General features: G+C 71.0%; 9 protein-coding genes. 7 read left to right on the forward strand and 2 right to left on the reverse strand.

The window, feature by feature from the left end:
* The first annotated feature begins 119 nt into the window (after positions 1-119).
* Entirely contained in the window at positions 120-2,591 is a 2,472-nt protein-coding gene (locus tag ACWEKM_RS36485) for an ATP-binding protein (protein ID WP_451625572.1), read from the forward strand.
* A gap of 650 nt (positions 2,592-3,241) precedes the next feature.
* Here ACWEKM_RS36485 and ACWEKM_RS36490 read toward each other — a convergent pair.
* Positions 3,242-3,799 carry a hypothetical protein gene (locus tag ACWEKM_RS36490; RefSeq protein WP_451625573.1) on the reverse strand — a complete coding sequence of 186 codons (558 nt, stop codon included), beginning with the start codon at positions 3,797-3,799 and terminating at the stop codon, positions 3,242-3,244.
* Between the two features lie 382 nt (positions 3,800-4,181).
* Between ACWEKM_RS36490 and ACWEKM_RS36495 the strand changes: the two genes are divergently transcribed.
* From ACWEKM_RS36495 to ACWEKM_RS36520, 6 genes are all read left to right on the forward strand, one after another.
* Positions 4,182-6,023 (forward strand): APC family permease, encoded by a 1,842-nt coding sequence (locus tag ACWEKM_RS36495; protein WP_451625574.1) that lies wholly within the window; start codon positions 4,182-4,184, stop codon positions 6,021-6,023.
* 224 nt (positions 6,024-6,247) lie between these two features.
* A complete protein-coding gene (locus ACWEKM_RS36500; protein WP_451625575.1) occupies positions 6,248-6,388 on the forward strand; it encodes a hypothetical protein in 141 nt (46 codons plus the stop codon).
* Positions 6,385-6,474 (forward strand): K(+)-transporting ATPase subunit F, encoded by a 90-nt coding sequence (gene kdpF / locus ACWEKM_RS36505; protein ID WP_037770757.1) that lies wholly within the window; start codon positions 6,385-6,387, stop codon positions 6,472-6,474. The genes ACWEKM_RS36500 and kdpF overlap by 4 nt, the downstream gene beginning before the upstream one ends.
* 8 nt (positions 6,475-6,482) lie before the next feature.
* Entirely contained in the window at positions 6,483-8,144 is a 1,662-nt protein-coding gene (kdpA, locus tag ACWEKM_RS36510) for a potassium-transporting ATPase subunit KdpA (RefSeq protein ID WP_451625576.1), read from the forward strand.
* Between the two features lie 86 nt (positions 8,145-8,230).
* On the forward strand, positions 8,231-10,330 hold the full coding sequence (kdpB, locus tag ACWEKM_RS36515) for a potassium-transporting ATPase subunit KdpB (protein WP_451625577.1): 2,100 nt from the start codon (positions 8,231-8,233) through the stop codon (positions 10,328-10,330).
* Positions 10,331-10,335: 5 nt separating this feature from the next.
* Positions 10,336-11,004 (forward strand): potassium-transporting ATPase subunit C, encoded by a 669-nt coding sequence (locus tag ACWEKM_RS36520; RefSeq protein WP_451625578.1) that lies wholly within the window; start codon positions 10,336-10,338, stop codon positions 11,002-11,004.
* A gap of 153 nt (positions 11,005-11,157) precedes the next feature.
* On the opposite strand, the gene ACWEKM_RS36525 is transcribed toward ACWEKM_RS36520, so the two are convergent.
* Positions 11,158-11,609 (reverse strand): RNA-guided endonuclease TnpB family protein (locus ACWEKM_RS36525; protein ID WP_451625579.1); only part of this gene is annotated, 452 nt, incomplete at its 5' end.

The following is an 11,609-nucleotide window of genomic DNA, read 5'->3' on the forward strand; positions in this document are numbered from 1 at the left end:
GGAGGTGCCAAGGAAGCGCTAACACGCGTGCCGCTCGTGCCGCGAAGCGGCTTGCTTGGGGGAGGAGCAAGCCCCTTGCACGGGGAAGTTGGATCAGTGAGCGGAGTGCGTCGGCGGCGATGAGTGACGTGCGGCCCGGACGGCTGAAGGTGTATCTCGGGGCGGCTCCCGGGGTCGGCAAGACCTACCGGATGCTGGACGAGGGGCGGCGCCGTGCCGCGCGCGGGGCGGGCGTGGTCGTGGGGTACGCGGAGTGTCACGGCCGCGCGCACACGGAGGCCATGCTCGACGGACTGGAGACCGTCCCCCGGATCTCCGGCACCCATCGCGGCGGACGGTTCGAGGAGATGGACCTGGCGGCGGTCCTCGCCCGCCGGCCGCAGGTGGCGATCGTCGACGAGTTCGCGCACAGCAACATTCCCGGCGACGGCCGCAACCCCAAGCGCTGGCAGGACATCGAGACGTTGCTCGCGGCCGGTATCGACGTCGTCACCGCGCTGAACATCGCGCACCTGGAGTCCCTCAACGACGTGGCCGAGAAGATCACCGGGGTGCGGCAGCACGAGACCGTACCGGACGAGGTCGTACGACGCGCCTGGCAGATCGAGCTGGTCGACATGTCACCGGAGGGGCTGCGCCGACGCATGGCGCACGGCAACATCCATGCCCCCGAGGAGATCGACGCGGCGCTCGCCCGGTACTTCCGGCCGGGCAGCCTGACCGCCCTGCGCCATCTGGCGTTGCTGTGGGTGGCCGACCGGGTGGACGAGGCGCTCCAGGAGTACCGCTCCCAGGACGGTGTCGGCCCGGTCTGGGAGACCCGGGAGCGGGTCGTCGTGGCGCTGACCGGCGGACCGGAGGGCGACACGCTGATCCGGCGGGCCGCCCGCATCGCCGACCGCTCGGCCGGCGGCGATCTGCTGGCCGTGCACGTGGCCCGCAGTGACGGTCTGGCCGCCGGGGTGTCGCACGCCTCGCTGGCCCGGCAGCGCAGGCTCGTCGAGGACCTCGGCGGCAGCTACCACTCGGTCGTCGGCGACGATGTGGCCGGTGCGCTGGTGGACTTCGCCAGGGCCGAGAACGCCACCCAGCTCGTGCTCGGCACCAGCCGCCGCGGCCGGTTCGCCCGGGTCCTGACCGGGCCCGGCACCGGCGAGACGGTGACCGAGCTGTCCGGCGACATCGACGTCCACCGGGTCAGCCACGAGCGGGCCGGGCGCGGCACACTGCTGCCGTCGCGGCGCCGCACCCTGTCGACCGCCCGGCTGATCGCGGGCCCGGTGGCCGGTCTTGTGCTGCCGGTGCTGCTCACCGTCGTGCTCACCCGGCTGCGCGGAACGCTGAACCTGACGAGCGAGGCCCTGCTGTTCCTGTGCACCGTCGTGGGTGTGGCCTGCATAGGAGGGGTGGTCTCGGCGTTGATCGCGTCGGTGACGGCGTCCCTGCTGCTGAACTACTGGTTCATCCCGCCCGTCGGGCACTTCACCCTCGACGATCCGAACGCCGTGCTGGCCCTGGCGGTGTTCGCGACCGTGGCGGCGACCGTGGCCGCGGTGGTGGACCGGTCCCTGCGGCTGTCGCGGCGCTCCGCCCGGGCCACCGCCGAGGCGGAGACCATGTCGTCCCTGGCCGGGAGCATCGTGCGCGGCGAGGCGACCATTCCGGCCCTGTTGGAGCGGACGCGGGAGACCTTCGGGATGGAGTCGGCGGTGCTGGTGGACGAGCCGCCCGACACGGCCGGGGTGACGGCCGTGCCCGCGGGTTCCGGCGCCCACCTGGTGCTGCGGGGCCGCATGCTGTCGTCGTCCGAGCGGCGGGTGCTGGCCGCGTTCGCCGCGCATGTGGGTTCGGCGGTCGAGCGCGCCCGGCTGGCCGAGGCCGCGGCCGAGGTGGAGCCGGTGAAGGCCGCCGACCGGCTGCGTACGGCCCTGCTGCGGGCGGTCGGCCACGATCTGCGCACCCCGCTCGCCGCGGGCTGGGCCGCGGTCACCTCGCTGCGCGGCCGGGACGTCGCCTTCTCGGCGGAGGACCGCGACGAACTCCTCGCCACCGCCGACGAGTCCATGGCCAAGCTCAACCGGCTGGTGGAGAACCTGCTCGACCTCAGCCGTCTGGAGGCGGGCGCCCTCACGCTGAACCTACGGGCCACCTCCCTGGAGGAGGTGCTGCCGATGGCGCTGGGGGACGTCCCGCAGGCGGAGGTGGCGCACGTGGAGGAGATCCCGGAGGTGCTGGCCGACCCGCCGCTGCTGGAGCGAGTGATCGCCAACCTGGTCGGCAACGCCGCCCGGCACAGCCCGCCCGGGAAGACGGTGCTGGTCACCGCCAGTGCCCTGGCGGGGCGGGTGGAGCTGCGGATCGTGGACCGGGGGCCCGGGCTGCCCGCCGACGGCCGGGAGCGGCTCTTCGAGCCGTTCCAGCGGTTGGGCGACACCGACAACACCACCGGCCTCGGTCTCGGTCTGGCCCTCGCCCGGGGCCTGACCGAGGCCATGAACGGGACCCTCACCCCGGAGGACACCCCGGGCGGCGGTCTGACCATGGTCGTGTCACTGCCGGAGGCGCGCCGGTTCGCGGAGTCCTGGAGCTGACGGGCCGGGCCGGCCCGGTCCGGGCTGTCCGGCCAACCTGATCCGGGTCTGGTCAGTCCGGTTCGGGTCCGGTCCAGTCGGTCGGCGTCGTCAGCGGTCATGAACGGGACGCTCACCCCGGAGGACACTCCGGGCGGTAGTCAGACCATGCTTGTGTCATTGCCGGAGGCGCGCCGGTTCGCGGAGTCCTGGAGCTGACGGGCCGGGCCGGGCCGGTCCGGGCTGCCTGGCCAACCTGATCCGGGTCTGGTCAGTCCGGTTCGGGTCTGGTCAGTCCGGTTCGGGTCCGGTCAAGTCGGTCGGCGTCGTCAGCGGTCATGAACGGGACGCTCACCCCGGAGGACACTCCGGGCGGTAGTCAGACCATGCTTGTGTCACTGCCGGAGGCGCGCCGGTTCGCGGAGTCCTGGAGCTGACAGGTCCGGCCAGCTCGGTCCGGGCCCGGCCAACCCCGCCCGGCCAACCCGGTCGGCGTCGTCAGCGCGTGCCCGCCGGGACCGCCGACCCTGGCCCGGCTCCTGACCCGGGCTCTTGGTCCGCCGGGGAGGGTGGGTCTGCGAGATCCAGGGGTTTCCCCCCGGCGGGTTTCCCCCCGGCCGGGGGCGGCGAGGGGTGGTGGTCCCGGCGGGCACATGGCGTCGGCCGGGACGCTACTCCAGCCGGGACAGGGTGAACACGGCGCGCGCCGTCTCGCGTTCGACGCGGACCGAGAGTCGGCGCAGCGCGGTCTGCCCGCACAGCAGCAGACCGTCCGCCGCCGCCTTGCGCGCGCCCTCGTCCAGGCGGAACCACAGCTGCGGATGGCGCACCAGCACCTCGGGGTCGATCTCGACCCGGCCGCCCAGGGAGTCGCGCAGCACGAGCCGTTGGGAGACGCCGTCCAGACAGCGGACCGACACCAGCAGGTCCGTCCGTACCCGGTGCCCGCCCAGCAGCCGGCGCACGGCCAGCCGGTTCCCGCTCGCGGACACCCGGTCCGGGCACAGCACGACGAAGAGCAGTGCGGCGAGGGCGAACCAGAGCCCGGCGCGCCAGGGGGTGATCTGCCCGGCGGCCCGGTCGACCAGGAGCAGCAGGCCGAGCAGTAAGCCCGCGCAGCGGACGGCGCTGCGCAACTCACGTGTCCATTCAGCGTGGTTCGACACCACGGCGGCTTGGCCGGCCTGCGCGTCGGGCGGTTTCCGGTGGGTGTCGTCAAGGCGTCCCATGGCGCCGACCGTAAGGACCCGAAAGGCGCGGCCGTCCCGCCTTGACGCGGCTCTGACGGATGTCGAGCGGTTTCTTGCGCCCAGGCGGCGGACCGCGTCGCGTGGAGCGCGGACCGCGTCGCCCGGACCGCCGACCGCCGACCGCCGACCGCGGACTGCGGACTGCGGGGCCCCGGTGGCGGATCCCGGGTGGCGGGGCCCGGGTGGCGGCCGAGGGCGGTCGGCCGCGGCACACACCCGTCAAGGTCCCGTCAGGGTCGGCCCGTCGGGCGCGAAGAAGGCGCAAGGAACCGCCACGGACGGCGCAGAACGGACAGAACCTGGGTGCGCCCGCGCACGCCCCAGCCCGCGTGCGCGGTCCTGGCAGAAGGAGCACGTACCCATGTCCGTCCTGACCATCGAGCCGGATGCCGTACCCGCCGGCGAGGAACCACCCGATACCGGCGAACGGCACCGCCTCGGCGCCGTCACCGGCCTCGCCGCGCTGTCGCTGGACGCCATGGCGTCCGTGGCGTACGGCCCCGAGGCGATCGTGCTCGTCCTGGCCGCCGCGGGCGCCCACGGACTGGGTTTCACGATGCCGGTCACCCTGGCCATCGCCGCCCTGCTGGCGGTACTGGTGGCCTCCTACCGGCAGGTGATCGCGGCGTTCCCGGACGGCGGCGGCTCCTACGCCGTGGCGAAGACGCACCTGGGGGCGCGCACGAGCCTGGTGGCCGCCGCCTCGCTGGTGCTGGACTATGTCCTGAACGTGGCCGTGGCCGTCACGGCCGGTGTGGCCGCGCTGACCTCCGCGTTCCCCGCCCTCTACGACGACCGGCTGTGGCTGTGCCTGGCGGTGCTCGCCCTGATCACGGGCGTCAACCTGCGCGGAATCGTGGAGTCGGCCAAGGCGTTCATCGCCCCGACCGTCGTCTTCGTCGGCTCGATCCTCGTGCTGATCCTCGTGGGGCTCTTCCGCTCCCACCCGGTGAGCACGGCGACCGCGGCCGGACACACCTCGGTCCTGGCGGACAACGCCACCACCGTGGGTGCCCTGCTGTTGCTGAAAGCATTCGCCTCCGGCTGTGCGGCCCTGACCGGGGTGGAGGCCATCGCCAACGCCGTCCCCTCCTTCCGCGTCCCGCGGGTGCGCCGCGCGCAGCGCGCTGAGGTGGCCCTCGGCGCCGTACTCGGTGTGATGCTCATCGGCCTGTCGGTGCTGATCTCCCGCTTCCACCTCCAGCCGGTCGAGGGCGTCACGGTCCTCGCCCAGCTCGCGGACGCCTCGCTCGGCCACAACTGGGCCTTCTACGTCATCCAGTTCGCAACGATGACCCTGCTGGCGCTGTCCGCGAACACCTCCTTCGGCGGGCTTCCGGTGCTGCTGAAGCTGCTCGCCCGGGACAACTACCTGCCGCATGTCTTCGCCCTGAAGGCCGACCGCCAGGTGCACCGCCACGGGGTGCTCGCCCTCGCCCTGGTCTCCGCCGCGCTGCTGGTGTTCTCCGGAGGCGACACCAACACCCTGGTGCCGCTGTTCGCCATCGGCGTCTTCGTCGGCTTCACCCTCGCCCAGGTCGGCATGGTCCGGCACTGGCGGCTGGAGCGCGGCCCAGGATGGCGCGGCAAGGCGCTGCTCAACGGGTTCGGGGCGCTGCTCACCGGGGTCGCGGCGGTGGTCGTCACCCTGAGCAAGTTCACCGAGGGCGCCTGGCTCATCGTGATCGCCCTGCCGCTGCTCGTGGCCGCCTTCGAGGCCGTGCACCGCGCCTACGGCCGGATCGGGGAGCGCCTCGGTCTGGGCCGGATCCCCGAGGCTCCGCACCGTGAACGCTCGCTCGTGATCGTGCCGGTGTCGTCCCTGTCCCGGCTGACGTCGGAGGCGCTGACGGCCGCCGCTTCCCTCGGCGACGAGGTCCGCGCGGTCACCGTCTGCTACCCGGACCCGGAGGACCGCGCCCAGCTGCGCACTCTGGAGCGCGCCTGGGCCGAGTGGGACCCCGGCGTGCCGCTGGTCCGGCTGGCCTCCGAGCGCCGCGCCCTGGGCCGTCCCCTCGCCGCCTACGTCCGTGAGGTCGCCGCGGCGGAACCGGTCACCCGGGTCACCGTGCTGATCCCGGAGACCGAGCCGGAGCGGCTGTGGCAGCGGCTGCTGCAGAACCAGCGGGGCGCGGTCGTGGCGCACGCGGTACGGCGGGAGACCAGCGCGGTGATCTGCCGGCTGCGCTTCCGGCTGCCGTGATCCGGGGCACGGCAGCCGGCTCACCAGCTTCAGGGGCACCAGCTTCCGGGTCACCGGTCTTCGGGTCACCGGCCCCGGGGTCGCGGCCTGCGGGCCGCGGCCTGCGGGCCGCCGACACGCCCGTGCCGATCGAGCGCCGTAAGAGGCCCGTCAGCCGTATGAGGCCCGTCAAAGGCGTGCGGGCCGCCGTATGAGAGCCGTCAACGCACGACCGGATCCGGTCAATGAGGCGCTTTCCTCTATGCGTCAGTATCTGTCGAACCTCACTTCAGGAGTTCGCGATGGCCGATGTGGCCTTCGTCGTCACCACGATCGCGGTGTTCGCGCTGGTGGCGCTTGTCGCCAGGGGGGTGACGAAGCTGTGACCGTCGAAAACGTCGTCGGCCTGGTCGTGGCCGTCGCCCTGCTGGGTTATCTCGTCCTCGCCCTGATCTTCCCGGAGAGGTTCTGAGCCACGCCATGGGTCCCCAACTCGCAGCTATTCTCCAGCTGCTGGCGCTCGTAGGCGCGCTCGCGCTGGTCTACATCCCCCTGGGCACCTATATGGCCCGGGTCTACTCCTCCGACAAGCACCTGCGCGTCGAGAAGTGGATCTACAAGGGGATCGGCGCCAACCCCGACGCGGAAATGCGCTGGCCCGCCTATCTGCGCGGGGTGCTGGCCTTCTCCGCGGCCAGTGTCCTGTTCCTGTACCTGTTGCAGCGCCTCCAGGGTGTGCTACCGGGTTCGCTCGGTTTCTCCGCCGTCAGCCCGGCGCAGTCGTTCAACACGGCCGCCTCCTTCGTGTCCAACACGAACTGGCAGTCGTACTACGGCGAGCAGACCATGGGCCATGTCGTGCAGACGGCGGGCCTCGCGGTGCAGAACTTCGTCTCCGCCGCCGTCGGCATCGCCGTCGCCGTGGCTCTGGTGCGGGGCTTCGCCCGTGCGCGCACCGGCGAGATCGGCAACTTCTGGGCCGACCTGGTGCGGGGCACGGTGCGCATCCTGGTCCCGATCGCCGTCGTCGCCGCGGTGGTGCTGGTGGCCTGCGGTGCCATCCAGAACTTCTCCGGCATCCACGAGGTCGGCCAGTTCATGGGCGGCTCGCAGCAGTGGAACGGCGGCGCGGTCGCCTCCCAGGAGGTCATCAAGGAGCTGGGCACGAACGGCGGCGGCTACTTCAACGCCAACAGCGCCCACCCCTTCGAGAACCCCACCCCCTTCACCAACCTCCTTGAGATCTTCCTCATCCTGGTGATCCCGTTCTCGTTGACCCGCACCTTCGGTGTGCTGGTCGGTTCCGTGAAGCAGGGGTACGCGATCCTCGCCGCCATGGGCACCATCTGGCTCGGCTTCGTCGCCCTGATGATGTGGACGGAGTTCGCCCACCACGGCCCGGCGCTCCAGGCGGCGGGCGCGGCGCTGGAGGGCAAGGAGGTCCGGTTCGGGGTCGGCGGCTCGTCGATCTTCGCGGTGTCGACCACCCTGACCTCGACCGGCGCGGTCGACTCCTTCCACTCGTCCTTCACCGGCCTCGGCGGCGGCATCACCATGCTGGGCATGATGCTGGGCGAGATCGCGCCCGGTGGCACCGGCTCCGGTCTCTACGGCATGCTGATCATGGCCGTGATCGCGGTGTTCATCGCCGGTCTGATGGTCGGCCGCACACCCGAGTACCTGGGCAAGAAGATCGGCTCGCGTCAGATCAAGCTGGCGGCCGTCTACATCCTGATCACCCCGGCGCTGGTGCTGGTCTTCTCGGCGGCCTCCATGGCGCTGCCGACGCCGCCGCACTCGATGCTGAACTCGGGCGCGCACGGATTCTCCGAGGTCCTGTACGCCTTCACCTCCGCCGCCAACAACAACGGCTCGGCCTTCGCCGGCCTCAACGCGAACACGGACTGGTTCAACACCATGACCGGACTCGCGATGCTGCTCGGCCGTTTCCTGCCGATGGTGTTCGTGCTGGCGCTGGCCGGCTCGCTCGCCGAGCAGCAGCCGGTCCCCGTCACCGCGGGCACCCTGCGGACCGAGAAACCTCTGTTCGCCGGCCTGCTGGTCGGCGCGATCCTGATCATCACCGGTCTCACCTACTTCCCGGCCCTGGCGCTGGGCCCGCTCGCCGAGGGGCTGGCGTGAGGACCCCCCGTAGAGGGACGTCCACTCGTAGCGAGACGACCAACCGTAGCGAGACGACCACCCGTAGAGAGAAGTCAGAGGACGCCATGTCCACAGCCACTCCCACCAGGGCGCCGCACAGCGACGTGCCCACCGGGCACAAGGCGGCCGAGGGCCGTGTCGGCGCGGGCCTCTTCGACCCCGGACAGCTCATCACGTCCCTGCCGGACGCCGTCCGCAAGCTGGATCCACGGGTGATGGTCAAGTCGCCCGTCATGTTCGTGGTGTGGATCGGTTCCCTCCTCACCACCGTCTTCTCCTTCAAGGACCCCGGGGACTGGTTCGGCTGGGCGATCAGCGCCTGGCTGTGGCTCACCGTGATCTTCGCGAATCTGGCGGAGGCGGTCGCGGAGGGCCGGGGCAAGGCACAGGCGGACACCCTGCGCAGGGCCAGGACCGACACCGTCGCCCGCAGGCTGGACGCGGGGCGTGAAGAGCAGGTGCCGGGCACCGAGTTGAGGATCGGCGACCTGGTGGTGTGCGAGGCCGGGGACATCATCCCCGGTGACGGCGATGTCGTCGAGGGCGTCGCGTCCGTGGACGAGTCCGCGATCACGGGCGAGTCGGCTCCGGTGATCCGTGAGTCCGGCGGTGACCGCTCGGCGGTCACGGGCGGGACGAAGGTCCTGTCGGACCGGATCGTCATCAAGATCACGACGAGGCCGGGGGAGACGTTCATCGACCGGATGATCGGCCTGGTCGAGGGCGCGGCCCGGCAGAAGACGCCGAACGAGATCGCCCTGAACATCCTGCTCGCGTCGTTGACGATCGTGTTCCTGCTGGCGTGCGCCACGCTGCCGCCGCTCGCCGACTACGCGGGCACACATCTGACGATGGTCGTGCTGGTCGCCCTGCTGGTGTGCCTGATCCCTACGACCATCGGTGCCCTGTTGTCCGCGATCGGTATCGCGGGCATGGACCGGCTGGTGCAGCGCAATGTGCTGGCCATGTCGGGCCGCGCGGTCGAGGCCGCCGGTGACGTCTCCACGCTGCTGCTCGACAAGACCGGGACGATCACCCTCGGCAACCGGCAGGCCGCCGAGTTCGTGCCGGTGCACGGCACCACCGCGGCCGAACTCGCCGACGCCGCCCAGCTGTCCTCGCTGGCCGACGAGACGCCCGAGGGCCGCTCCGTCGTGGTGCTGGCGAAGGAGAAGTACGGGCTGCGCGAGCGGCACCAGGGCGAGCTGGCGCAGGCCGAGTGGATCGCCTTCACCGCGCAGACCCGGATGTCGGGCGTGGACGTCGACGGCCGGAAGATCCGCAAGGGCGCGGCCGGTTCGATCATCGCCTGGGTCAAGGAGCGGGGCGGCACGGCCACCGCCGACGCCGACCAGATCGCGAGCGGCATCTCCGGGGCCGGTGGCACCCCCCTGCTCGTCGCTGTAGAGGACGCCGCGGGCGCCCGGATTCTGGGCGTCATCCATCTCAAGGACGTCGTCAAGGACGGCATGCGGGAGCGGTTCGACGAACTGCGCCGCATGGGCATCAGAACCGTCATGATCACCGGGGACAACCCGCTGACCGCCAAGGCGATCGCCGAGGAGGCGGGGGTGGACGACTTCCTCGCGGAGGCCACGCCCGAGGACAAGATGGCCCTCATCAAGCGGGAGCAGGCGGGCGGCAGGCTGGTCGCGATGACCGGTGACGGCACCAACGACGCGCCCGCGCTCGCCCAGGCGGACGTCGGAGTGGCGATGAACACCGGCACGTCGGCCGCCAAGGAGGCCGGCAACATGGTCGACCTCGACTCCAACCCGACCAAGCTGATCGAGATCGTCGAGATCGGCAAACAACTACTGATCACCCGGGGTGCGTTGACCACGTTCTCCATCGCCAACGACGTGGCGAAATACTTCGCGATCATCCCGGCGCTGTTCGCGGCGGTCTACCCGGGCCTGGACAAGCTGAACATCATGCAGCTGTCCTCGCCCGACTCCGCGATCCTGTCCGCGGTCATCTTCAACGCGCTGATCATCATCGCGCTGGTACCGCTGTCCCTGAAGGGCGTGCGGTACCGGCCGATGAGTGCGGACCGGATGCTCCGCCGCAACCTCGGGATCTACGGCATCGGCGGCCTGATCGCCCCCTTCATCGGCATCAAGATCATCGACCTGATCATCTCCCTCATCCCAGGAATCGGCTGATCGCCATGAGCAACTCCGTAACGAACACCGCCCGGCTGCTCGGGGCGGGCCTGCGCGCCCTTCTCGTACTCACCCTGGTGACCGGTGTCCTCTACCCGCTGGCCGTCACCGGCATCGCCCAGGGACTGTTCCACGACAAGGCGAACGGCTCAGAGATCAAGGCGGACGGCAAGGTCGTCGGCTCGTCCCTGATCGGGCAGTCGTACCAACTGCCGCTGAAGAAGGGCCAGGAGACCCCGGACGCGGACCTCAAGTGGTTCCAGGGTCGCCCCGCCAACGGCCTCGGCACCAACAGCCTCAACACCCAGTACAAGCTGATCCTGTCCGGTGCCACCAACCTCTCCGCCGACAGCAAGGTCCTGATCGAACAGGTACGGGACGCCAAGGCCGCGGTCGTCAAGGACAACTCGGTGCCCGGCTACACCGTCCGGCCGGCCGACGTCCCCGCCGACGCGGTCACCTCCTCCGGCTCCGGCCTGGACCCGGACATCTCCCCGGCCTACGCCGCACTCCAGATCCACCGGGTCGCCGCGAAGAACGGCCTACCGGTCGGCCGGGTCGACCGGCTCGTCGAGGACCACACCACCGGCCGCACCCTCGGCTTCATCGGCGAGCCCCGGGTGAACGTCCTGGAGCTCAACATCGCGCTCAAGGACCTTGTGGCGAAGCACTGATGGGGTTACGCGACACGCACGAGAGCCGGCGGCCGGGGGACCTCCCCGAGCCGTCGGCTCCCGCCGTCATGACGTCGGTCGCCCTGCGTCCGGCGCCCCTCGACCCGGCCTACGACGGACGGAAAGGCACACGCTCTTGACTTCCTCCCCCGCTTAAAGGCGGGGGGTTCCGGCGGTCGCCCGCTGGGTTTCCTGCTTCACCGACGACTGCCCCGTCCGGGAGGACTCCCGTTGAGGTCTTACACCGTCTCCACAGGCAGACGCCGCCAGCCCGGCGGCCAGAATGTTCTTCGCGGCGTTCACGTCACGGTCGTGCGTGGTCCCGCACTCGCACGTCCACTCCCGGACGTTCAGCGGCAGCTTCTCACGGACCGTGCCGCAGGATCCACACAGCTTGCTGCTGGGGAACCAGCGGTCGACCACCACGAGTTCGCGCCCGTACCAGGCGCACTTGTACTCCAGCATGGAACGCAGTTCCGCCCACGACGCATCGGAGACGGCGCGCGCGAACCTGCCGTTCTTCAGCAGGTTGCGGACGGTGAGGTCCTCGATCACAACCGTTTGGTTCTCACGGACGAGTCGAGTCGAGAGCTTGTGCAGGAAGT

This window comes from Streptomyces sp. NPDC004752 (genome assembly GCF_053601275.1).